The organism is Demequina oxidasica, assembly GCF_000975115.1.
GTDB lineage: Bacteria > Actinomycetota > Actinomycetes > Actinomycetales > Demequinaceae > Demequina > Demequina oxidasica.
In genome coordinates this window covers 95,220-120,038 of sequence record NZ_BBRE01000002.1, presented here as the reverse complement: position 1 = coordinate 120,038, position 24,819 = coordinate 95,220, and the positions used below count along the sequence as shown (strand labels likewise).

Here is a 24,819-nt window from a genome sequence, read left to right as displayed (position 1 = left end):
AAGGCACCCGAGTGCCATGATCTCTTCCAGTGTAGGGACGCACAGTCCGGCGCGGGCCAACAGCGAGTGGCTTGCTTGCGAATACCGGTGCTTGTAACGGTTGGCGCAACGCTCTTGCACAGCAAAAAAGTCGGGGACCCGTATCTCACTGTGGGGTCCCCGACTCTATTAATGTGAAGGCGAGTTAAGTCACTTCGCCGTTGCGCCGACGTGCGAGAGCATCGACTGTCGCGGCAAGAACGAGCACGCCACCGCTCACGGCGAGCGTCGCACCTGCGGAGAAGCCGAGCAGACCGAGCCCGTTCTCAATCACGGCGATCACCAGGGCGCCGACGAGGGCGTGAAGCAAGCGCCCGCGTCCTCCGAAGAGGCTGACGCCACCGACGACTGCGGCGGCCACACCCGACAGAACGATGTCGCGTCCCGTCGAGGCGTCAGCCGAGCCGACCCGGGATACGTACAGCACACCTGCGACGACTGCAAGCGAGGAACAGATCATGAACGCCGTCCACTTGATCATGGTGACGTTGATGCCGGCTCGGCGAGCTGCTTCCTTGTTGCCGCCAATCGCGTAGATGTAACGGCCGTATTTGGTCCGATCCAGCAGGAAAGTACCGATCATGACGAGGACCAAGACAACAGGCACGACGATAGGAACGCCCGAGAGCGCGCGAGCCTCCGTGCCCCGATCCTGGTTGAGGACAAACACGACCACCGCGCCAAGAACTGCGATACCGATCAGCTTGGCGACCATGATCGTGATGGGCCCATTGGGGGCACCCGAGGCGGCGCGACGCGCGCGGTCCCAGAGAGCCACACCTAGCAGTAGCAGCAGGGCTATGGCGAGCATTGCCCAGCCAGCCCACAGGGGCATGTTGCTGTTCTGGATCGCCTTGATGGGTTCGGGGATGACGCGGTACGTACCGCCCTGCCCGATGATCATCAGAATGACGCCCTGCAGCCCGAGGAAGAGTCCTAGGGAAACCACGAATGATGGGACGCCGATTTTTGCGACGAAGAACCCGATGAACGCTCCGATGGCGAGACCAATGGCGAGGGCGAGCACCAGCGCGACCGGCCAGGACAGACCGCCTGGCTGCGTGTACTTGACGAACACCGCCATCGCGACGCCAAACGTCACGCCCGCCGAGAGGTCAATTTCCCCCAGTAGCAGCACAAATACGAGCGCCATTCCCAGTACTACAAGCGGAGCAGCCTGCGTCATGAGGTTCGCAATGTTGCGCTCAGTCAGGAACTTGTCATTAGCGAAAGCGAAGATAATAAAGAGGACGATGAGTCCGCCGACGGCGGGCAGTGCGCCCATCTCGCCGCCGCGTAGCCGGCTGATGTAGGCGCGAAAATGATCTCCGACGCCATGCTCAATGCCCTTGCCTAGCAAGCTGGGGGCGTCGGAGGCGCGAGGAGCTTCCGACGCCGCGGGTGATTCTGATTCCGTGGTCACGAGGCAACCTCTTCCATGGTCTTCGTTCCGGTGATGTAACCCACCACGTCATTGGGATTGGTGTCCGCCGTCTTGAGTCGTGCGGTGAGGGTACCCAGGTACAGCACGTTGATCTCGTCAGCAACCTTGAACACGTCTTGGAGGTTGTGCGACACGATGATGACCGCGACGCCACTATCCGCAAGCCTGCGCACCAGGTTCAACACTTGCTCCGTCTGGGCCACGCCGAGAGCCGCAGTGGGCTCATCGAGAATGACGACCTTTGCCTGCTTGACCACGGAACGGGCGATGGCGACAGTCTGACGCTGTCCTCCGGAGAGCGAGGCCACCTTCTGGTGGAGGGACTCCACGGTGCGAACGTTGAGCGACTGAAGCGCAGCTGCGGCCTGGACCTCCATGTCGCCTTCTTCGAAGGTCGCACCTTTGGTCTCCTCGCGACCCAGGAACATGTTCTGGACGATGTCGAGGTTGTCGCACAGGGCGAGGTCTTGGTACACCACCTCAATGCCGAGGCGCGATGCCTCACGAGGGTGGTGAATGTTGACAGGCTTCCCGTCGAACAGCACGGTCCCGCCGTCGTACGGCTGCACGCCCGAGAGGCCCTTAATAAGGGTCGATTTACCAGCGCCGTTGTCGCCGACTAAGGCTGTGACATGACCGGCGTAGGCCGTAAGGTTGATGCCCTTGAGCACTTTGACGGGGCCGAAGCTCTTCGTCGTGTGCTGAAGTTCAATGATAGGGCGGTCCACTGTGTTGTCTCCTTTGACATGAATGAGCGGCACTGCGTCACCAGATTAATTCGTGGTACTTCTCGGATCAGCGTGGCGTGATTGGATCAACGGCGCCTCAAGGCACCGACCTCACACAGAGGGGCCCACACCTGACGGTGTGGAACCCCTCCGTGTGTGCGTGGATCGTTACGCGCCGGCCGTCAGACCAGCCTCGTCGCAAGCGGCCTTGACGTCGCCAGCGCAGATCTCGTCGTACGACGCGTTGCCGTCGTCGATAACTACCTGGACGTTGTCCTTGGTGACCAGGATCGGGGTCGCTGCGATGAACGGCGTACCGTCGTCAAGCGACTTCTCGATCGTGGGCGTCTCACCGTTCAGGAGCTGGATCGCGAGATTCGATGCGTCCTGTGCCTCAACCTGGAAGGGCTTGTAGACGGTGCCACCCTGCTTTCCAAGAAGCACGTTCTGCAGGCCTGCAACCGAAGCATCCTGACCCGAAACAGGAACGGTCAGGCCATTCTTGTCGAGGATCGTGATGACGCCGGCGGCGTTCGTGTCGTTCGCGGCCCACACGGCGTCGACCTTGCCGTCGAGGTCCGTGAGTGCCTGCTCGAAGACGGTCGCGGAGTGCTCGCCGTCCCAGAGTCCCGGCGGCTCAGCAGCGGGCGTGATACCAGCGGCCTTCATGATCGAGTCAGCTCCATCATGGAACATCGCGGCGTTTCCATCTGCGGGGTCTCCGCCGATGTACACCACGACTGCATCTGCTGCCGCGATTCCGTTAGCCTCGAGTCCGTCTACGACGGTCTGGCCTTCGAGCTCTCCCACGTGGAAGTTGTCGAAGGATACGTAGTAGTCAGCTCCCGGAATGGGACGGTCGTAGGCGATGACCGGAATTCCTTCGGCCTGGGCATTCTCGGTGACCGACTGGGCTGCACCCTGCAGGTCGACGAGCAACATGACGTCGCATCCACCTGTCATCTGCTGTTCTGCGATCGTCGCGTACTGACCGGTGTCGCCCTGAGCATTCTGAATGTCGACCTGGAAGCCAGCATCCGTGATTGCCTTCTCCAGTGCGGGACGGTCACCGTTCTCCCAGCGCGGCGAAGAAGCCGCATCGGGAAGGATCACACATGCCCGCGCGTCGCCCGCTGCCATCGCGTCGCCGCCAGTGGCAGCAGCCGTGGAACTTGCGGCTGGCGTTGCGTCAGTGCCGCCGTCTCCGTCACTTGAACATCCGGCAATGGTTGCCGTTGCTAGGAAGGCAAATGCTCCCATTGCAATAACTGAATTCTTCTTCACATCACACCTCTCTGTGTAAGCGAGGAACTTCCCCCGTCAGCCGCTCAACTTTGAGCGGCACGACTCACCATAGCGACAAAGAGGGGTCTTGTCTTCACCTATTGAAGTCACGGAAAGATAACGATCGCCAGCGGGCTGCGAAACTTTCGGGGGCTAAACCACCACGAGGTCGTCGATGTGCACCAGTTCGTGGGCGAAGTGGGGGCCCAGCTGATCACGGAGTTGACCGGTGCTCAATCCGAGCATCGCCGGCACCTCGTGAGCAGCGAAGCTCGCGAGGCCACGCGCCACCACCGTGCCGTCAGGCGCCACCAGCTCAATGGGATCGCCGGGCTCAAACTCGCCGCGAACCGCGCTCACTCCTGCCGCGAGAAGTGAGGCCTTCCCCCCGCGTAGTGCGCGCACGGCGCCTGCGTCCAACACGAGCTGACCTGAGGGCCGCGCGGCGTGGGCCAACCAGGCCAGTCGCGACACGCTGCGCTTGCCTGTCGCAACGAAGGCGGTGCCCACGTCCTCACCAGCGATTGCCGGGCGTGCCAATCCGGCCGAGGTGAGCACCACTGGCATGCCCGACGAGGTCGCGATAGCCGCCGCCTCAAGCTTGGTCACCATGCCTCCGGTGCCAATGGCCGAGCCGCGCCGGGAAATGTCGATGCCTTCAAGTTCCGTAGGCGAGGACACCACGGAGACCCTGCGCGCTCCCGGCGTGTCGGGCGCGGCTGTGTAGAGGCCGTCAACATCAGTGAGCAGCACGAGCGCGTCCGCATGGACGACCGTCGCAACGAGAGCGGCGAGCCTGTCGTTATCACCAAAGCGGATCTCATCCGTCGCCACGGTATCGTTCTCGTTCACGATGGGGACCACCCCGAGTTCCAGCAGTCGGTGGAGTGCTCGTTGGGCATTGCCATAGTGCGCGCGACGCACCATGTCATCGGCGGTCAGCAAGACCTGTCCGACTCTCAACCCGTGACGCGCAAAAGCGGCCGAGTACGCGGCGATCAAGATTCCCTGACCCACCGAGGCCGTCGCCTGTTGCATCTCGAGGTCGCGTGGGCGGTTTGCAAGGCCCAGTGGCCCGATGCCGGCCGCGATCGAACCCGAGGTGACAAGGATGACCTCGCGCCCCGACGCTCGCACCTCCGCGAGGACGTCGGCCAACTCTCCAAGAGCTAGTTCGTCCAAATGACCGTCAGGCCCCGTCAGCGACGACGAGCCAATCTTAACGACCACCCGGCGCGCGGCGGCAATCTCCGCGCGCGCGGCGCTGTGAGCGGCTGAGGGCACTGGTCCTCCTGTGATTCTCTTACCTAGCAGTGGGTGCGAGGCTAGTCGTCTTTGTCCGGGTCCGTCCAGTGTCCCGCATCGCGCTCGGTCCACAGCTCCTTGCGAGCTGCGGTCTTAGCGTCCATACGGTCCTTGTGCTCGGCACGTTTCTCGGCACGCGTGGCACGTCCGCCGCTGTCGTGCTCCTCAACGCGGATGTCGGTTCCACGCTGACCAAGTAGCTCGGCGCCCGTGTACATGGTGGGCTCCCAGTCGAACATGATGCCACCCTCACGAGCGCCAATCACGACCTCGACACCCGGAATCGCGCCAGCCTTAAACAGCGCGGTCTCCACGCCGGCACGAGCGAGGCGGTCCGCGAGGTAACCCACGGCCTCGTCATTACTGAAGTCGGTCTGCCTAACCCAGCGTTCCACGCGCTCGCCGCGCACCTGGAAGTAGTCTTCTGCGCCATCACGCACGTGCTTGACCGTGAAGCCGCTGTCATCGACGGCAGTGGGGCGCAGCACCATCGGCGCCTTCTCGAGTTCGGGCAGTTTGGCACGCTCATCGGAGACCATCTTGGCCAAGGCGAAACCGAGTTCCCGTAGTCCCTCGTGGCTCACCGCGCTCACCTCAAAGATGGGCATTCCGCGCTTCTCGAGGTCCTCACGAACCATCGCGGCGAGCTCCCGGCCGTCCGGGATATCGATCTTGTTCAGAATGATGATCTGCGGACGTTCGGCCAGCGGTACTCCGGAGATGGCCTCATCACCGCTGTACGCCGCAAGTTCCGCGGCAATGATGTCGAGGTCGCGCAGCGGATCGCGGTCGCTCTCAAGTGTCGCAGTGTCGAGCACGTGGGCAATCACCGAGCAGCGCTCGATGTGGCGCAGGAAGGCGTGACCCAACCCCTTGCCCTCTGAGGCACCCTCGATCAGTCCGGGGACATCTGCGATCGTGTAGCGCGCGCTACCCGCTTGGACAACGCCGAGATTTGGCACCAACGTGGTGAAGGGGTAATCCGCGATCTTGGGTCGCACCTTGGACATGGCAGCGATCAGCGACGACTTGCCCGCACTGGGGAAACCCACGAGCGCGACATCAGCGATGGACTTGAGCTCAAGGATGACCGATGCCTCGGCACCGGGCTCTCCCATCAGTGCAAATCCTGGAGCCTTGCGCTTGGATGAGGCGAGCGCGGCGTTTCCAAGCCCACCGCGACCTCCGGCGGCGATCACGAACTCGGCGCCTTCGCCCACGAGGTCCTCAAGGAACTCGCCCGTGTGAGACTTGACGATGGTGCCGTTAGGCACCGGCAGGATCAAGTCATCGGCGGTGGCGCCATTGCGATTGTCGCCTGCGCCCTGCTTACCGTTGTCGGCGATGCGATGAGGTGAGTGGTGGTAGTCGAGCAGTGTGGTCATCTGGGCGCTGACGCGCAGGATTACCGATCCACCCTTACCGCCGTTGCCGCCATCGGGTCCACCGAGTGGCTTGAACTTTTCACGGTGCACGGAAGCCACGCCGTGGCCACCGTTACCGCCGGTGGCGTGAAGTACCACCCGGTCCACGAACGATGCCATGTGTCGCCTCTCAATCGCGGCGTATTGAAACGCCTGCGCAGTTTTACACCCACGCGGTCTCAATGTTGACCGTGCAGCGTGCTTTCTAGCCTAGATACACGTCAGGGGCGCTGCCATCCGGCGCGCCCCTGACGTGAGAAAAATGAGTGCTGGTGGTTAGACCGCAGCCACCACGTCTACGACCTTGCGGCCACGACGGTTCGTGAACGCAACCGAGCCTGCCGACAGGGCGAACAGGGTGTCGTCCTTGCCGCGACCAACGTTGTGTCCGGGGTGGTGGTGCGTGCCACGCTGGCGAAGGATGATCTCGCCTGCATTCACGACCTCGCCGCCGAAGCGCTTGACGCCCAGGTACTGAGCGTTCGAGTCACGACCGTTGCGCGAGGAACTCGCGCCCTTTTTGTGTGCCATGAGTTATTCCTCGCCTTTACTTAATGCCCGTGACCTTCAGGCGCGTGAGCTCCTGACGGTGGCCGATGCGCTTGCGGTAGCCGGTCTTGTTCTTGTACTTCAGGATGTCGATCTTCGGTCCACGCTCGTCGCGAACGACCTCAGCAGTGACCTTGATCTTCGCCAGGGACTTTGCGTCCGAGGTAACGTCTTCGCCGTCGACGAGCAGGAGAGCGGGAAGCTCAACCTTGTCGCCCTGGCTTGACTTGATGCGGTTCATTACCACAACGGTGCCAACGGAAACCTTCTCCTGGCGGCCACCAGCCTTAACAATCGCGTAAACCATGATCTATTCCTCTAAGTCTGTCTCTTGTTTCCCTACCGCTGCCGCTCCGCTGTTCCCAGTGAGGGCGCAGGCAGGGTTGGACGCTCGCGCGCCGACTGTCAAAGATACCGCCTCGCATGCCCCCCGGTCAAACGCGACAGGCATGCAGCGCGCTACTCCTTGGTGGCCGATTCGTCCGCTTCGGGTGAAGACTCGACGGCGGGCGCCGCAGAGTCGTTGGTCTCGGGTGCTGCTGCGTCGGCCGATGCGGTGTCCACACTGGCCTGAGGGGCCGGTTCCGCTTCAGTCTTGGCGTCCTTGGACTCAGGAAGGACGAGGTCCACCGTCACGTCCTCGGCAAGCTTTTCACCTGTGGCTGCAGGCTCGTCCTCGTGGTGGTGTGCCTTCTCCGCGGCCGCCGCGATGGATGCGAGTGTGGCCTTGACAGCCGCACGCGCGTCCTCGCGGTCATCGAGGGCATGGGTCTCACCGTGCGGCTCGTCGTCGTGCGACGACTGGTTGCCATCGCCACGCTTGCCACCGGTGGAGCCGCTACCGGAGTTGTTTCCACCGTTGCTACCAGAATTGTTACCGCCTCGACCACGACGGCCGCTGCGTTCGGGCTGCTTCTCGCTGGCCTCGGGGACCGGCTCGCCCTGCACAAGGAACCCGCGTCCCTTGCAGCACTCACACGTCTCAGAGAATGCCTCGACAAGACCCTGTCCCACACGCTTGCGAGTCATCTGGACCAGACCCAGCGAGGTAACCTCGGCCACCTGGTGCTTGGTGCGGTCGCGCCCCAGGCACTCGATCAGACGGCGCAGCACCCGGTCGCGGTTGGCCTCGAGGAGCATGTCCACGAAGTCGACCACGATGATGCCGCCGATGTCGCGCAGCCGGAGCTGGCGAACGATCTCTTCGGCTGCCTCAAGGTTGTTCAGCGTCATGGTCTCTTCGAGCGTGCCGCCCTTACCCACGAACTTGCCGGTATTGACGTCAACTACTGTCATGGCCTCGGTGCGGTCAATCACGAGCGAACCACCCGACGGGAGCCAGACCTTACGGTCCATACCCTTGGAGAGCTGCTCGTCGATGCGAGACTCGGAGAACACGTCCTTGTCGCCCACGAATTTGTGCAGGCGTTCCATGAGGTCCGGCGCAACCGAGCCCACGTAGGCGCTCAGCGAGTTCCAAGTGTCGTCACCCTGGATGGTGAGCGAGTCGAAGTCCTCGTTAAAGATGTCGCGCACCACGCGGATGGCCATGTCAGGCTCGCCACGCAGCAACTGTGGTGCCTTGCCAGTCTTGGCTTCCTTCTCGATGGACTCCCACTGACGCTTGAGGCGCTCGACGTCTGCACGGAGTTCCTCTTCAGCAGCACCCTCGGCCGCGGTGCGGACAATGACGCCCGCGTCGGCCGGAATGACCTCGCGTAACAGTTTCTTGAGGCGGGCACGCTCGGTATCGGGAAGCTTGCGGCTGATGCCGGTCACTCCCCCACCGGGCACGTAGACCAGGAAGCGGCCGGCCAGCGAAATCTGACTCGTGACGCGGGCACCCTTGTGTCCGATGGGATCCTTGGTGACCTGCACCATGACTGTGTCGCCTGGCTTGAGCGCGAGCTCGATGCGGCGGGGCTTGCCCTCCATGCCAGCGGCGTCCCAGTTGACCTCACCCGCGTAGAGCACGGCATTGCGTCCGCGGCCCACGTCGATGAAGGCAGCTTCCATGCCGGGGAGAACGTTCTGAACGCGACCGAGGTAGACGTTGCCGGCCATGGCCTGCTGAGCCTGGTGGGACACGTAGTGCTCCACGAGCACGTCGTCCTCCATCACGGCAATCTGCACACGGCTATCCTTCTCGCGCACCACCATGGAGCGCTTGACAGATTCGCGGCGAGCGAGGAACTCTGCCTCGGAAATTACTGGGCGACGGCGCTGGCCGTCGCGGCTGTCACGTCGGCGCTGGCGCTTGGCCTGCAGGCGAGTGGACCCCTGGAGCTGGTCGTCACTCGCTCCTGAGCCGGAACCGCCGCCTGAGCCACCTCCGGAACGTGAACCCCGTCCACTGCGTGAGCGGCGACGCTTGCGTGAGCCGCCCTCACCCGAGTCGTCGCCACCGTTGTCGTTGTCGCCATCGTTGCCGCGGCCGCCACGGTTTCCACCGTTGCCGCCGTCGTCCGATGCGCTTTCGGAGTTGCGTTCGTTGTTACCGCCGTTGTCGTTGCCGCCGTTGTCGCCGGAGCCGTCGTTCGAGCCGTCGCCACCGTTGTCACCATCGGTGCGCTTCTTGCCACGTCCGCGTCCTCCGCGGCGGCGGCGGCGGGGCGAACCATCGTCGCCGTCGGAACCGCCGTCTCGTGAGTCCGAGTTGTCCCCACGTGAGTTGTCATCGTTCGAATTGTCGCCACGGGCGCCGTCTACGGAGGACTGCTTGGACCTGCCGCCTGACTTTTCGCTAGCGGAAGCATCGGCGCCGGACTTGTCGTTCGAGCCTTCTGCGGAACCGCCGTCGCCCTTGGGGGCGTCGTCGGACTTCTTATTGCCACCAGACTTCTTGGCGCCGGACCTGCCGCCCGATGCCCGCTTCTTGGGTGCGCCGTCTCCGTCGTTACTGCTTGGACTCTTGGGAGCCTTGTCCGCAGCATCGGCGCCTGTCTTTGGCTTTGAGGCCGCGGGCTTGTCCGCGGACGATGCGGGGGGTCCGGCCGGCGCGGAAGCACGTCGTGGCTTCGCGGGCTCGGGTGCCTGGAAAACCAGGGCGTTGGCGGGTGCTGCTGGGGTGTTGTTGTCCTCGCTCAAAGCGGGTACCTCAGATCGAGACGACCCACACATCGTCTCGACATCGTTGTCGGTCATGGGTCACGGTCCGTGCCCACAGAAGTCTTCAGGTCGCGGCGAGCATTTGTAGTCGATCCCTTAAGCGCCTATCCCCGGTGTCTCCGCTAGTGGCTGTAGCCGGCGGGACCATGGCGGGACTGGCTGCTCTTCAGTCACTGCAAATGTCGCGCGGTTCGCTCCCGGTGTGGCTGGGTGCTGACCTGTTGACCATTGTGACACACGCCTCCGGGAAAGTGAGGATTGTGCTGGTGGATGCCCTACTAGGGCGCGTCGTCATGGTGACGTATGGACGGCGCGAGCAGGCAATTTCGCGTGTAGGTTAATAGCAGCACTCTCGAGCCCGCCAGGCGGCTCCCTCGAGTTGTTGACGGCCCAAGCATCACCCGCGATATTTCGCGAAAGGACATATCTGTGGAAGCCCTTGATCTAGCCCGATGGCAGTTCGGCATCACGACGGTTTATCACTTCATGCTGGTGCCGCTGACGATTGGGCTATCAACACTCGTCGCGATCATGCAGACCGCATGGGTGCGTACCGGGAACGAGAAGTGGCTGCGCTTGACCAAGTTTTACGGCAAGCTGCTGCTGATTAACTTTGCCCTAGGTGTGGCGACCGGCATCGTGCAGGAGTTCCAGTTCGGAATGAACTGGTCGAACTATTCGCGCTTTGTCGGCGATGTGTTTGGTGCGCCGCTGGCGATGGAAGCCCTCGCGGCGTTCTTCCTTGAATCTACCTTCCTAGGGCTGTGGATCTTTGGGTGGGATCGCTTGTCCAAGAAGGTGCACCTGGCGACCGTCTGGGCATTCTCCATTGGCTCCCTGCTCTCCGCCTATTTCATCCTCGCGGCGAACTCGTGGATGCAGCACCCCGTGGGTGCCATCTACAACGAGGAGACCGGTCGCGCCGAGATGACCGATATCTGGGCCGTCCTCACTAACAACACCACGCTCGTGGCGTTCCCGCACGTGATCGCCACCGCCTTCCTCGTCGCGGGCACATTCGTCGCGGGCATCGGCGTGTGGTGGATGGTGAAGTCCGTCCGCGCCAAAGGCGACGGGCCAGAGAACACCGATGCGCGCATGTACCGCACTGCCGCTCGCTTTGGCGCAGTCGTCATGCTGATCGCTGGTGTGGGACTTCTCGTCACCGGCGACCTCCAGGCCAAACTCATGTTCAAGCAACAACCCATCAAGATGGCCGCCGCCGAGGGGTTAATGAACACGGAGCAACCAGCCGCGTTCTCGCTGTTCGCGATCGGCAACCTTGCCGGCAACGACCCCGAGTCCGTCAAGCACGTGCTCGAAATTCCCGGGCTGACGTCCTATCTTGCGACCGGCGACTGGGACGCTCCCGTGACCGGAATTAACCAGCTTCAGGAAATCTACTCCGAGCGGTACGGTGCGACGACCGCCGATGGCGAGACCATCGAGTACCGACCCAATCTGCTCGTCACGTATTGGTCGTTCCGACTGATGATTGGCCTCGCTGCCTTCTCCGCGGCACTGGCCTTGGCCATCCTCTGGGTCACCAGGAAGAAGCGGGTTTCTGACGCGCTGTGGTTCAAGCGCCTCGCGTTGGTGTCGATCCCGATGCCGTTCTTCGCCTCCGCGTTTGGGTGGATCTTCACTGAGATGGGGAGACAACCGTTCGTGGTCGCCCCCAATCCCACTGGGTCTGATCAGATCTTGATGATGACCATGTTTGGGAATTCCGCGTCGGTAAGTGCCGGCGAGGTACTGACTTCGATGATCACCTTCACCGTGGTCTATGGCGTACTCGGCGTTTTCTGGTTCCGACTCCAGAAGCGATACACGAGCGAAGGCGCTCCCGTGATCGCTCCCCCACCCGACGACACCGACGACGAGGCCGGCAAGCCTATGTCGTTCGCGTACTGAGCTGGCCCCGGAAGGTTAAGGAGAAAACGACATGGAACTCGCTACCGTCTGGTTCATCCTCATCGCCGTCTTGTGGACCGGCTACCTCGTCCTCGAGGGGTTCGACTTTGGCGTGGGCATGCTCATGCCCGTGGTCGGCAAGACCAACACCGAGCGGCGCGTGGCCCTCAACACCATCGGACCCGTGTGGGATGGCAATGAGGTGTGGCTGCTCACCGCTGGCGGCGCCACATTCGCCGCCTTCCCCGAGTGGTACGCGACCATGTTCAGCGGCTTCTACCTGCCGCTGCTGCTCATCCTTGTGGCGCTCATCGTGCGTGCCGTAGCGATCGAGTACCGCGCCAAGATCAACGACCCCACGTGGCGCAAGAATTGGGACCGCGCGATCATCATCACTGCGTGGGTGCCGTCCATCCTGTGGGGCGTCGCCTTCGCCAACTTGGTGCGCGGTGTGCCGCTCGACGAGGACCACGAATTCATCGGAAACCTCTTTACGCTGCTCAGCCCGTTCGCACTTCTGGGCGGTGCGGTCACTCTGCTGCTGTTCCTCACGCACGGCTCGATCTTCCTCGCACTTAAGACCGACGGGATTGTGCGCGAGCGAGCCGAGGCACTAGCCAAGCGCTTCGCGCCGATCTCGCTTGTGGTGGCCGCCGTTTGGGCCATCTGGGCACAGCTCGCGTACTCCGAGGTGGTCTGGACCTGGGTCCCGCTGGCAATCGCTGCAGCGGGCCTGGCGCTCGCCTGGTGGTTCTCGCTTCAGGGTCGATTCGGCAAGGCCTTCACCGCCAACGCTGTCGCAATCGCCGGTGCCGTCGTGCTGATCTTTGGCTCAATGTTCCCCGACGTCATGCCCGCGAGCAACGATGCGGCAAACTCGCTCACAGTCGACAACGCCTCATCAACCGACTACACGCTCACGGTCATGACCTGGGTCGCATGCTTCCTGCTTCCCGTCATCCTGCTCTACCAGGGCTGGACGTACTGGGTGTTCCGCAAGCGCATCTCCGTCAAGCACATCCCCGAGCACAACGAGCTCACCTTCTCCAAGGACTAGGGCCGAATGCGTCCTTTCGATCCGCGCCTGGTAGGCCGGATCGGACCTGCGCGCCGTTACGTCATCACCACGGCGGCGCTCGGTGCGGTGACCGCGCTGTTGATCCTCGCGCAGGCATTATTGCTCGCGCGCCTGTTGTCCCCGGTACTAGCCCCAGCGCCCCTCGCTGAGGACGGCCTGGGATGGTGGGGGCGGCTCGTCCCGGAGGGCACGCGTGCGCTCGCGACGGGCTTGGCTTGGCTGGTCGCAGTGGTAGCGGCACGTGCCGCCGTGACGTGGCTCCAGGAACGCCTCGCACACCGGGCCGGGGTGCGTGTCATCAGTGACATCCGCACCCAAGTGGTGGATCACGCTGCAACGCTGGGTCCACGCTGGGTCGCCAGTGGTGAGGGCGCGTCTGTGACCACGGTGGTGACTCGCGGGTTGGAGAACCTCCTCCCCTACTTTGTGCGCTATCTGCCTCAGCTCATGCTGGCGGCGACCGTGACACCGCTCATGCTGATCGTGGTGCTCGGCCTGGACTGGTTGTCCGCGGTGATCATCGCGGTGACACTGCCACTGGTCCCAGTCTTCATGATTCTGGTGGGCCTGCTCACCCGCGAGCGCTCGGCGCGGCACTTAGCGAGCATGGACCGTCTTGCGACCCGCACCTTGGACCTGATCGAGGGGTTGCCCACGCTGCGCGCGCTGGGACGCGAGCGGGGCCCTGCCGCCCGGGTCCGCGAACTCGGCGATGCGTATCGCGCTGCGACGATGAGCTCGCTACGTATTGCCTTCCTGTCCGGCATGGTGCTCGAGTTGCTCACCACCCTTGCCGTCGCATTGGTAGCCGTCACGATGGGATTCCGTCTGGTGGCGGGCGACATTGGCATTGAGACCGCGCTCGCAGTCCTGGTACTGGCCCCCGAGGTATATCTGCCGGTCCGCAACGTAGGTACGCACTTCCACGCCTCCGCCGATGGCCTCGCCGCTGCTGACGCCGCGTTCTCCATCCTGGATGAGCGCGCGCCAGGAACACAGACCGAGTCAGGGGGAGTCGCTCCGTCCCTGCGCGGCAGGACCCTGCACGTACGCGGCCTCGCGGTGGCGACTCCAGATGGTCGCCGATGGGCTCCCTCCGACCTGAGCTTTGAGGCGGCGCCAGGGACGGTCACCGTGCTGCGCGGCAGCAACGGCGAGGGCAAGTCCACCGCCTTGATGGCGATGGTGGGCCTCCTGGCTCCAGACTCAGGCACCATTCACGCGACTGCACCCGGAGAAGACCCGCACCTTCTCGCGGACGCCACGGTGACCGTGGAGCGCGCTACTTGGAGCGCGCAGTGCGGCTGGGTGCCCCAGCGGCCAGACCTGGGACCCGCGGGGCGCACCCTGAGCCTTGGACAGCGCCAGCGCAGGGCACTCGAGCGTGCCTTCGCCTCCGATCGCCCCGTACTTGTGCTCGACGAGCCCACAGCGCACCTCGACTCAGTATCACGCGCGGAAGTCATTGAGCAGATCCGTACCGCCGCCCGGTCCGGCGCGACCGTGGTCGTCGCCACACATGAGGCGGAGATGATTGAGGCCGCCGATGTGGTCGTGGATGTGCTCGACGCGCGGCGCGATTCTGAGGACCACCCCCACGATGAAGCCACCGAGAACACGGCTGGGGGTGCCCTGTGAGCGACCTTAAGGAGTCCATCCGCGACACGGGACTGCGCCGCTGGCAGGTCATCAAGGCCGTCTCCGCTGGGACAATGGCGCTCGGCTCGGCCGTGGGACTCGCGGCGGTGGCGGCCTGGCTCATCGCGAAGGCGGCTGAGATGCCCTCGCCGGCCGACATCGCGCTCGCCGCAGTCATCGTCCGCTTCTTTGGCATCAGCCGTGGCTTGTTCCGTTACCTGGAGCGACTCGCCAGCCACGACGCCGCCCTGCGTGGGGTCGTGACCCTGCGGGAGCGAACCTACGCGTCGCTCGCGGCATCGGGGTCGCGCACCATTCTGGGCCTGCGCCGTGGCGACATCCTCGCGCGCCTAGGCGCCGACCTGGACGCGATCGGTGACGCAGTGGTGCGCGCCATCATCCCGACCTGGGTCGCACTCACCGTCTCCGCACTTGCCGTGGCAATTGTGGGGTATTTCTCGCTCCTAGCTGCGGCGGCTCTCGCGCTGTGCCTCGCACTTGCGGCACTGCTCCCGGGATTACTTACTGCACGAGCGTCACGCATCGCAGCCGAGCGCGGGGGCGCTGCCCAAGCAGAAGTCTCGGCCGCCGTTCACTCCTCGCTCGATGCGGCCTCAGAGCACCTCGTGTGGGACACGACGGGAGCCGTACGCGACGAACTCCGGGCCGCAAACCGCGAGGCTGAAGCTGCCGCCGATGCCGCCGCCGGCCCTTCGGCCTGGGCCGCAGGGCTGCAGTCCCTTGCGTCAGGAGCGGCATTGGTGCTCGCGGTAGGAATCGGTATCACCGCCGCCACCGCCGGAAACCTCAGCGGTCCCGGAGCGGCCGTCGTGGCGCTCACCCCGCTCGCCGCGTTCGAGGCAGTCGGCGCTATTCCGACCGCGATGAGCCAGTACTTCCGGTCGAGGTTCGCCGCGCGACGCGTACGGGCCATGACGGGCCAGTCGGCCGATGCCTCGACGGCCACGACGGCCACGACCAGAACCTCCAGGACCGCGGCGACTACCACCACCGCTGCCCCTGCGCCCGCGCCAGTCCTGGTCCCCCCGGTGCTTGAGATCTCCGCTCTACGCGCGGGTTGGCTCGCCTCCGAAGAGGGCGAGGCCTCGATACCCACACGTCCGGTGAGCGTTCGCGTGGAGCCCGGCACCAGCCTGGGTCTGATCGGCCGCTCTGGAGTCGGCAAGACCACCATGCTGCTCACCATTGCGGGTGCGCTTGAGCCCGTGGCTGGCACTGTGACCCTTGACGGCGCATCCGTCGGCGAGGAGACCACAGGGCGCACCGTAGCGATGACGGCCGAGGACGCTCACGTGTTCGGCACCTCGGTGCTCGAGAATTTACGCGTGGCGCGTGGCGACGTGACGGTCGACGATGCGACGGAGGCTCTCGACACCGTCGGCCTGACAGCGTGGGTGGCCGGCCTCCCTGCCGGCCTCGATACGGTACTAGGCTCCGGTGGGGGCTCCATATCCGGCGGTGAGCGACGGCGACTGCTGCTCGCACGCGTGCTGGTGACTCCTGCCCCTATCCATCTCATCGACGAACCAGGCGAGCACCTGGACGCCGCTGGGCGCGACGCGCTACGGGCCGTCTTGGATACGATGCGAAAGTGCGGGCGCTCGGTGGTCATCGTGACGCACGACGTGAGCCTCCTTGACCGCGCGGACCAAGTGATTGATCTCGATGAATGACGTCAACAGCACCTCCCTCGACGCGCTGACTCACGCCATCGTGGGGCTAAACGCTAAGCACGACCTCGCGGAAGTCCTGGCGGAAATGCTCGACGTTTCCGTGAAACTGACCGGCGCCCAATACGCGGCCATCAATCAGCTCGACGCCCATGACCTCAGCATCGGGTTTCAGTACGTCGGCATGGATAACTCCGTGTGGGACGCCATCGGTCGCGCTCCGAGCGGAATCGGCGTGCTTCACGAGATCCCGCAAGACGATGTCCTCGTCATCGAAGAAATTACAACACACCCCGCTTTTCTCGGACTTCCCACGGGACATCCTCCACTCGGAGCGTTTTTGGGCACACGTTTGCGTGTGCGCGACACAACCTTTGGATACCTGTACCTCGCAAACAAAGACGGCGGCTTTGACGCGGCGGACGGGCGCATCGTCCTCGCCCTGGCTGCGGCAGCATCGGTAGCTATCGACAACGCGGCGCTCTACCGTCAGACAGTGGAACGCCAGGCGTGGCTCGAGGCATCGAACTCCATCGTGACGTCGCTGCTGTCGGACCCCGAGGACGAGTCAATCTTCACGATGCTCCTCGACTCGGCATCCTCCCTCGCTCGTGCCACCCACTCGGCGCTGGCATTGCCGGGGGTCGCCGGCCAATGGGTGTTGGAGTTTACCGGCGGTCCCCGCGCGCATGCACTGTTAGGACTCAGCCTGCCCGAGAACGGTCCCGCGATGCAAGCAGTCCACAGCGGAGTCGGGCTGGTCTCATCAATCCCTCCAGGCACCCATGTGCTGGCGGCGATTCGTGACTTCGGCCCGGCGATGTATGCGCCCCTGCGCGCGGGAGGCGCGACAGTAGGATTGCTGATGTTGTGGCGCGAGCGGGGTAACGAGGAGTTCGTTGCGTCAGAGCTAGACACGGCGCAACGTTTTGCCACCGACGCCGCCGTCGCACTGGGGCTCGCGGAAATCACCCACCTGAAGCATGTCGCGGGGTTAAGTGACGAGCGTCAACGCATCGCAGACGACCTCCACGACTTTGTCTCGCAAGAACTTTTCGCGACGTCGATTCAGCTCGAGGGAATTGCGGCTGACGTCGATGACGCTGCAGCCAAGCGCCTCAACTCCACGTTGGAGCACGTGCGCCGGGCACAATTTGAAGTACGCGGCGTCATGAGCTCGCTGGCTGGCGGGCGCGGCGAGGAGACGTTAACGACTCGCCTCGAGCGCGAGATCACGCTCGCGCGCGAGACGCTGGGATTCGCGCCCCGCGTCGACGCTTCTTGGGACGAGGTGGCGGCGGCCAGTGAAGTTGACCGGTCGCTCGCGGACGATGCTGTGGCTGTCATGCGTGAACTGCTGTCCAACGTGGCACGACACGCGAACGCCAGCGCCGCATGGGTCGACGTCAAGATCCGCGAGGACCGCCTTGAGATCCAAGTTGGCGACGATGGGCGGGGCACTCAGGGCGCAACCATTCGTCACTCGGGAACATCAAACCTTGCGAACCGCGCAATCCGACGCAATGGCACATTCTCACTAGTACCTCGCGACCCGGGAGCGGCGAATCCCGGTACCGTTGCGACCTGGATCGTCCGCATCGAACCGAACGCCAGGGCTTAAGAGCCGTTCCTGCTACGTCGCTTGACCAGGGCCACGACGACTCCCGCGACCACGATCAGTCCGGCGACTATCCCGACAACTAGCCAGCCTGAAACGGAGGACGATTCCTCCCCTGCGGACTCGGTATCCGTCGTCGAATCACCGACAGTCTCACCTTCGGTCATGATCGGCGCCGGCTCTACTGGCGCGTCCAGGGGGGCAACGGTGAATTCAACGGTGGCCGAGGCCTCCTCGGGAAGCGTCGTGGTCACGGTCACTGTCCAGTCACCGTCCTCAAGGAATGGTTCCTCCGACACCCAACGGCCCACGCCCTCAGAGGACGAGATCAACTCGACGGGCCCAGCGTTCCTACCGTCGCTAGACGTGGCCTCAGCAACCGGATCCATGATCTCGCTCACAACGTGACCGTCCTCGACGTACGTTGCGGACACCGCGATTCCCCCCGCGGCATCGCTAGTGATCTCCAACTCATATGGCCCGCCGTGAGCTGCGGCACTGGTGGCCGACAGCAACCCACCTGTCAGGGCCATCACCATGACAAACAGCGCCGACACAACGGGACGGATCCGACGGGTGCCGACGGCACTGGCATGTCCAGTGTCCGTCACGATGCGGCGGTAGCGCATTTGGCTACCGCTTGGTAATAGAGAAAGCGTCATGCTGCTGCCTTTCTTAAGCTGCTACCTCGTTGCTGAGCGAGAGAGTGTTCGAGGGGCCCCGACACCGTCAAGATGTCGAGGCCCCTCGAATGTCCGACTAGTTGTCTAGATTATCGAAGCGGTAGAGGAACGCCGCCATTGCGTCACGGTTGGTAAGGCTCTCCGGTCGGAACTCCTTACCCCCACTGACGCCCCATCCAGTGCTGACGCCGGTGCTAGCCAACCACGTGATCTCCTTGTAGAACTTGCTGGTAGGAGTCATGTCCACGAAAGGCGACAACGCAGGGCTGGTATGCGCAGGCTTGTCTGCCATGCGGTAGAGGAACGCCGCCATTGCATTGCGAGTGATTGCTTCGTAGGGACGGAACGTTTTGGTTCCGTTCTTTTCGAGCCACCCCGTGGAGATTCCCTCCTGAGAGGCCCACACCATCTCCTTGTAGAACTTTGTGGTTGGAGTGATGTCGGCGAAGGGAGACTTCGCAGGCAGAGTCACCGCAGGCGAACCTGCATAGCGGTACATGAACGCCACCATCGCGTTGCGTTCGACGCTCAAGAGGGGGCGATACTCCTTACCTGCAGGAGTGTCCCATCCCGTCGAGACGCCTTCGTTGGCGAGCCACATGATCTCCTTGTAGAACTTCGTCGAAGCGGTGACGTCAGCAAACGTCTTGGGCGCCGCCGGAGCTACGTAGGTGAAGGACTTGGCCGAAGAAGAGCCGGCCGGAGTGGTGACGACCACGTTGACTGTTCCAGCCGCGTGGGCCGGCGTCTTGACCGTGATCTTGGTCGAGGACACGACGGACAGTGAGCTGCCCGCCTTCCCATCGAACTTGACTGAGGTTGCCCCGGTGAAGTCGGTGCCCGTCAAGGTCACCGTGGTTCCACCAGCGGTCGTGCCTGACGTAGGCGCAACCTTAGTCAGCGACGGAGCGGGGTCCTCGACCTCAACCTCCACTGCTGGCACTGCCGTACTACCGACTGCGGAGGGATTGCCCGCCGCGTCCGTCGCACGGAACTCGATGGTCTGCGCAGCATCCGTGAGCTCAATGCCCTCGGTGTACTCAGTCCATGCTCCAGCATCGATCCGGTACTCGGTCAGTTCCACGCCACTGCCAGCGTCGGTAGCCGTCACCTCAAACAAGCGAGGATCAGCTTCCAGGTCAGCAACAGCACCGGTCACCGAAGGCTTGGTGGCGTCGATCTTGAACGACACCTCACCCTCAACCTCATCCGCCTCAGGGCTCGACGCCTTGAAGTAGATGGTGTGCTCACCGTCCTCGCTCACCACGATGGGCGCGGTGTACTCCGCCCACACGTGCTCACCCTCGAACAGGAACTCACGGTAGACGCTGCTCTCGCCACCACCGGTGACATCAATCTCCACCGTGACCTCACCGTTGTACCAACCATTAGCACCCGAAGCGTTCTCGGGGCTCACAGTCGCAGTGACCTCGAGAGGCTCAACCACAATGTCCTCAATCACCCGGAAGTAATCGAAGTGTGCGGTGTTGACCTGCGATCCCTGAGCGGGGTTGCCCAGGGCGTACAGGCCGACCTCGCCCGCAGCTGCCGCCGCGTTCGTGATTGCGGCGGACCCAACCTGAGTCCACGTTTCGCCGTCGACGCTGTAGTAGCCAGTGAAGTCGTTGCCGCTTCGCTCGAGGCGAAGCGAAACGATGTCGCCAACGAAACCGTTGACAGTGGGCTGCGGCTGTTGCACCGCACCGCCAATTTCGCTGCGCATCTCGATGTTGCGGTTGAGAGTGGAACCAGCAGTGTTGGTGGCCAGGATGTCCAACTTCACGTAGTTGTCGTCATCTGCACGGACAATCAGGCCTCCCTGCTGGTAACGACGGTCGAGCCCTGAGGCATCGACCTTGGTCTCGACTACCCACTCGTCACCCTCGACGTCCTGGACGACGAAGTTGGTCACGTCGCCCGCTGCGGCCTCGTAGATGTCGAACGGGGTGGTGTCGATCTGCAGTTCACCGTCGGCCACTCGGTAGCCGTCGGTGTCCTCGTTCACAACAGTCCAGATGCACTTGTTGAGGGCAGAGCCATCGAACTCGTCATCCGGGCCCCCCACCGCGGATGCGGTGTCATCGGGAGTGATGTGGAACCAGTCGAACTCGGCTTCCACCAGGGTGGCGGGAGCCGCAGAGTTGGCCCAAGCGGCCACGCCGATGCGGGGGTTGTCCATACCCGCAAGCAGCTTGGTCTCGGACATCATCGTGAAGTCCACGCCGTCCGCCGAGTACCACGCGTTAAGGCTGGTCCCGTCGCTTGTAAACCGTACGTAGTACGTGTCAGGGAACTCCGCACCTAGGTTCGCAGAGTTAGACGCAGTGACCTCGTTAGGGGCACCTGCCTCTTCCCTCACGAACTGGAAGATGCGGTCGGCAGCCGAGTCTGTCTGGCGTGCCTGCAGCACCATCTTGGCGTAGTTGTCGTCATCACCGTAGATCACGAGACCCGCCTGCTGGTACTTGCTCCTGGCGGGGAACGTCACCTTTGTGGTGGCGGTCCATGCTCCAGCAGGAAGATCCTGCAAGACGATGTTCTCGACGTTATTCGCGGTCTTGTAGAGGTCGGTCTTGGTTGCCGGAATGATCAGGCTGCCGTCCTCGATGCGGGCGTCCTGCGTGGGGCGCACGATGCCGTCCCACCGCTCGGTATCAAGGTTTTCGCCGAGGAAGTCATCCGAGCGGCCACTGAAGCACATGTGCGTGCCCGTGTTTCCGCCTGCCTGGTCCACGTTGATCGTGACCTCTTCCTCACCGTATGCGCCTTCCTCGTCGGTGGCACGCACCTGGAGCAGGTACTGGCCGGGGGTGTCGTACACGAACTGCTCGGTGGCATCTCCTGCAACGAACCCTGCGCCAGTGCCCTGGTTCCACGTCAGCGTGACGTCGGTACCTTCGGGGTCAGTTGCCGTCGCGGTGGCATCCACCGTCAGCGGCGCGTCACCGGACACGACTGGAACGTCCAGGTCGATGACGGGCAGCTGATTGCTGTCGACACCTACCCCGGTCCATTCGAAGTAGTTGATGTTGACCTCTCCGCCGGAGTTGACGAAGTAGAGCGTTCCGGTTTCGGTCGGCAGGTCAGTCAGCTCGGTGCCGAAGTCCTGGTACTTCTGCCATCCACCGGTGTTGGTGTAGTTGAAGGTCCCTAGAACGTCGCCATCGGGCGCATTCCAGCGCATCGTAATGGTTCCCGGCTTGTTCGGCGATGCTCCACGCATCTCGATGCCGGTGATGCCCTTGAAGTTAACGGGCTCGTATGACCACCAGTCGCCGGCGCCGACGTACGACAGGTTCAGTCCGCCGCCCTCGTCGCCAGTGTTCTCGGTGCGCACGCCCTCAGAGTCTCCGCCAGTCTCGTCGAAGTACTCGGCTTCGAAGTGCTTCGAGTTGAGAACGTTGGTGCCGTATGCCGTCAGCGGGACGTCGGCGGCGCCGCCGTCATCCGTGTAGCGCACGTCCACGACCCAGAAAATGTTGGCCGTCAGACCGTGTCCGCTGTCACGCTGCGTGGGAATCTTGCCCTCGCAACCATTGAGCTCGCTCATCGGGTGCTGGTGCGAGTCGTGACCCAGCGCCGGAAGCACCTGCACATTTGCACAGTCGATTGCTCCGGAGGCGTCGGGGTCGTCCACGATTACCTTGTAGGAGACCTCGTCACCCCAGGAGAAGAATCCACCCTGTTCGGGGAAGACGATGCTCACTGTGGGGAGCGCGTTGCCAACCACTAGGTTCACGGTCGCGATGGCAAAACGGCCATCGGGGTCGGTCACCGTCAGCTGAGCGGTGTACTCGCCCACACCGTTGTAGGTGTGAGTCGGGTTCAGTTCACTCGAGGTTGCGGATCCATCACCGAAGTCCCACTCAAAATCGAGCGGAAGCGCTGCGGGGTGACGCGTACCCTCCGAGGAGAAATTGACCTCGAGCGACTCGTCTGCGGTGTGCGTGACGTCAGCGGCTGCGCGAGCAATCGGTGACGGGTTTCCCTCGACGTAGTCGATGCGGAAGACACCTGAGTTGCCGTTGTTACCACCGAAGCCGGAGCCCCAGTCGATCACGTAGAGCGAGCCGTCGGGACCCCACTCCGCGTCCATGACCCTGTTGAAGCCAGACTCGTCGCCGATGACACCTGGCAGCATCGGAACCATCTTCATGATCTCGGTTCCAGGCTGCGCGCCTTCACGGTTCATCTGGATCGAGAACGCCTCGCCGGTGTTCCAGTCACCAAAGAACGCCTTACCGTCCCAGTACTCGGGGAACTTGGTGTCGACATCGAGCTCCTCGTCATACTGGTACACGGGACCGCCCATGGGTGCGCCGGTGTAGCCGGAGCCGTTGCCTACCTGGGGCCACGGGTTATCGCTGCGGTTCTTCTCGCCGTAGTACTCGGGAGTGATGACCGGGGGAAGAGTCGTCAACCCAGTGTTGTTGGGGCTGTCGTTGGTGATGGCCGCAGGGTTGAACACCGCGCCCGACTGATTATTCTCAAAGTTAAAGTCGTTGTAGCAGGTAATCCCAGTGCAGAAGGGCCAGCCGTAGTTGCCAGCCTCGGACACGATGTTCCACTCGGTGGTAGCTGCCGGGCCGCGGTTTGCATTGCGGTTCCCGGCGTCGGGGCCATAGTCGGCCACGAGCACGCTACCTGAGTACGGGTCCAATCCAATACGGAATGGATTGCGGAAGCCCATGGCGTACACCTCGGGCCGCGTCTTGTCGTCTGCGTCATCGCTCTCGTCGAACAGGTTGCCTGCGGGGATCGTGTACGAACCGTCCGCCTGCGGGGTGATGCGAACGATCTTTCCACGCAGGTCGTTGGTGTTACCTGAGGTACCCTGCGCGTCCCAGGCGGAACGTCCGGCCCGCTCGTCGATCGGCGCATAGCCGCTCGAGCTAAAGGGGTTGGTGTTGTCCCCCGTGGCGAGAATGAGGTTTCCGTCGAGGTCGAAGACCATGTCTCCACCAGCGTGGCAGCACTCGTCACGCTGAGTCGTGATCTTCAGCATGGCGATCTCCGACTCCGCATCGAAGGTCCCCGTTGCGGGATCATAGGTGAACCGCGAGATGCGGTTGTGAGGCCCATCCTCCGCCGTTGGCGTCAACGGCGCGTAGTAGATATACGCCCAGTTGTTGGTCTCGAACTCGGGGTCGAGGACCATGCCGAGCAAGCCGTCCTCACCGCTCAGCGCCACGGAGAGTGCCAGTGCGTCAGTACGCTGCTGAGTGTCTGCGTCAATGCGACGCACCGTGCCCCTGCGCTCGAGGTAGAAGACCGTGCCGTCGTCGGCCACGTTGAGGGACATCGGGTTTCCGGTGTCGCCGTCCAGCGTGACGAGCTCGTAGCTGTCGCTCTGGGTGACGTTGCAGCCCGCCTTCTCCACGCCAGCAGCGGTACGAATACCCTGCAGCAAATGGGTCGCGAACGCAGGATCGCTGTACGAGGCATCGGTGTGCCCGCCGCCCGTGTACCAGGATCGGCCACCATCGTAGTTGTGGCACCACGCGATGGGGTGGTCGTCACCCATCGTGCCGCCGGTGTACGAGGACTCGTCCACCGACGCCAACACATGCACGTCGCTGCGGGGGTTGTCCTGGAAGGAATACCACTCATCAAAACGTGTCCAAACCTCGGGGAGGTGTTCCGTGGACGGGTGAGCGTGGTCCTCAACGATGACATCGGCGTTCTGCTGTGCAGGGTGCCCCTTGAAGTAAGCGCCTACCAGGTCGCCGTACCAGGGCCAGTCGTACTCGGTGTCGGACGCTGCGTGGATTCCCGCGTAACCGCCACCGCCCTGAATGTAGCCTTCGAACGCTTCCTGCTGAGTTGCGTCGAGCACGTCCCCTGTGGTCGATACCCAGACCACAACGTCGTACTGTTCGAGGTTTTCGGCAGTGAAGGCGCCGGCGTCATCGGTGGAGTCCACCTCAAACCCCTCGTCCTCCCCCATCTGCTCGATCGCCGCAATCGCCGTGGGAATCGACGTATGCGTGTAACCAGCAGTCTTGGAAAAGACCAGAGCCTTGAACTCTGACTCCTCTTCACCTACGGCGAGCGGCGCCACTGCACCGAACTCAAGCGCCGCAGCGTCGAGGCCGGACGCGGGAATGGTCGCTGCCTGTGCGGGTGCTGTAGCGAGTACAGCGAGAGGGAGCACGAGTGCTCCGCTGAGAAGGCCGGATGTTAACCGGAGACTAGGACGTTGTACGACTTTGTACACGGAAGATCTTCCTCTCGAGTGCCGCATCATTGCGGCACCGCGTCAACTGCATCGGATATGACTTGGGCACAACTCGTGCCAAGTCATTGGCCGTCACGC

General features: G+C 63.2%; 16 protein-coding genes. 6 read left to right on the top strand and 10 right to left on the bottom strand.

Features of this window, described 5'->3' with window-relative positions:
• Positions 1-184: 184 nt before the first annotated feature.
• The 8 genes from AOP77_RS07545 to AOP77_RS07510 form a co-directional block, all read right to left on the bottom strand.
• Positions 185-1,462, bottom strand: coding sequence for a sugar ABC transporter permease (locus AOP77_RS07545; RefSeq protein WP_062211825.1), 1,278 nt, complete (start codon positions 1,460-1,462; stop codon positions 185-187).
• Positions 1,459-2,211 carry an ATP-binding cassette domain-containing protein gene (locus AOP77_RS07540; RefSeq protein ID WP_062211822.1) on the bottom strand — a complete coding sequence of 251 codons (753 nt, stop codon included), beginning with the start codon at positions 2,209-2,211 and terminating at the stop codon, positions 1,459-1,461. Before AOP77_RS07540 ends, AOP77_RS07545 begins: the two co-directional genes overlap by 4 nt.
• 168 nt (positions 2,212-2,379) lie before the next feature.
• On the bottom strand, positions 2,380-3,495 hold the full coding sequence (locus AOP77_RS07535; protein WP_062211819.1) for a sugar ABC transporter substrate-binding protein: 1,116 nt from the start codon (positions 3,493-3,495) through the stop codon (positions 2,380-2,382).
• Positions 3,496-3,648: 153 nt separating this feature from the next.
• The gene (proB, locus tag AOP77_RS07530; RefSeq protein WP_062211816.1) at positions 3,649-4,779 is read right to left on the bottom strand and encodes a glutamate 5-kinase; all 1,131 of its coding nucleotides are present in this window, start codon (positions 4,777-4,779) and stop codon (positions 3,649-3,651) included.
• 41 nt (positions 4,780-4,820) lie between these two features.
• Positions 4,821-6,344 carry a GTPase ObgE gene (obgE, locus tag AOP77_RS07525; RefSeq protein WP_062211813.1) on the bottom strand — a complete coding sequence of 508 codons (1,524 nt, stop codon included), beginning with the start codon at positions 6,342-6,344 and terminating at the stop codon, positions 4,821-4,823.
• Between the two features lie 156 nt (positions 6,345-6,500).
• Positions 6,501-6,755 carry a 50S ribosomal protein L27 gene (gene rpmA / locus AOP77_RS07520; protein WP_061965150.1) on the bottom strand — a complete coding sequence of 85 codons (255 nt, stop codon included), beginning with the start codon at positions 6,753-6,755 and terminating at the stop codon, positions 6,501-6,503.
• Positions 6,756-6,771: 16 nt separating this feature from the next.
• Positions 6,772-7,080, bottom strand: a complete 309-nt coding sequence (gene rplU / locus AOP77_RS07515) for a 50S ribosomal protein L21 (RefSeq protein WP_062211810.1) — start codon at positions 7,078-7,080, stop codon at positions 6,772-6,774.
• A 152-nt stretch (positions 7,081-7,232) separates the two neighbouring features.
• Complete coding sequence (locus tag AOP77_RS07510; protein WP_062211807.1) at positions 7,233-9,917, bottom strand: Rne/Rng family ribonuclease; 2,685 nt, start codon at positions 9,915-9,917, stop codon at positions 7,233-7,235.
• 89 nt (positions 9,918-10,006) lie between these two features.
• Here AOP77_RS07510 and AOP77_RS12265 point away from each other — a divergent pair, with 89 nt between their 5' ends.
• The 6 genes from AOP77_RS12265 (at position 10,007) to AOP77_RS07485 (ending at position 17,823) form a co-directional block, all read left to right on the top strand.
• On the top strand, positions 10,007-10,222 hold the full coding sequence (locus AOP77_RS12265; protein ID WP_152649822.1) for a hypothetical protein: 216 nt from the start codon (positions 10,007-10,009) through the stop codon (positions 10,220-10,222).
• Between the two features lie 88 nt (positions 10,223-10,310).
• Positions 10,311-11,795, top strand: coding sequence for a cytochrome ubiquinol oxidase subunit I (locus tag AOP77_RS07505; protein ID WP_062211804.1), 1,485 nt, complete (start codon positions 10,311-10,313; stop codon positions 11,793-11,795).
• Between the two features lie 31 nt (positions 11,796-11,826).
• The gene (gene cydB / locus AOP77_RS07500) at positions 11,827-12,852 is read left to right on the top strand and encodes a cytochrome d ubiquinol oxidase subunit II (protein ID WP_062211801.1); all 1,026 of its coding nucleotides are present in this window, start codon (positions 11,827-11,829) and stop codon (positions 12,850-12,852) included.
• A gap of 6 nt (positions 12,853-12,858) precedes the next feature.
• Positions 12,859-14,511, top strand: coding sequence for an ABC transporter ATP-binding protein/permease (locus AOP77_RS07495; RefSeq protein ID WP_062211798.1), 1,653 nt, complete (start codon positions 12,859-12,861; stop codon positions 14,509-14,511).
• Positions 14,508-16,205, top strand: coding sequence for a thiol reductant ABC exporter subunit CydC (gene cydC, locus AOP77_RS07490; protein ID WP_062211795.1), 1,698 nt, complete (start codon positions 14,508-14,510; stop codon positions 16,203-16,205). The genes AOP77_RS07495 and cydC overlap by 4 nt, the downstream gene beginning before the upstream one ends.
• Positions 16,198-17,823, top strand: a complete 1,626-nt coding sequence (locus AOP77_RS07485; protein ID WP_062211792.1) for a sensor histidine kinase — start codon at positions 16,198-16,200, stop codon at positions 17,821-17,823. The genes cydC and AOP77_RS07485 overlap by 8 nt, the downstream gene beginning before the upstream one ends.
• Here the strand turns inward: AOP77_RS07485 and AOP77_RS07480 are convergent.
• Positions 17,820-18,482, bottom strand: a complete 663-nt coding sequence (locus AOP77_RS07480; RefSeq protein ID WP_152649821.1) for a hypothetical protein — start codon at positions 18,480-18,482, stop codon at positions 17,820-17,822. The genes AOP77_RS07485 and AOP77_RS07480 overlap by 4 nt on opposite strands.
• Positions 18,483-18,579: 97 nt before the next feature.
• Positions 18,580-24,657 carry a ThuA domain-containing protein gene (locus AOP77_RS07475; RefSeq protein WP_062211787.1) on the bottom strand — a complete coding sequence of 2,026 codons (6,078 nt, stop codon included), beginning with the start codon at positions 24,655-24,657 and terminating at the stop codon, positions 18,580-18,582.
• Between the last annotated feature and the right edge of the window lie 162 nt (positions 24,658-24,819).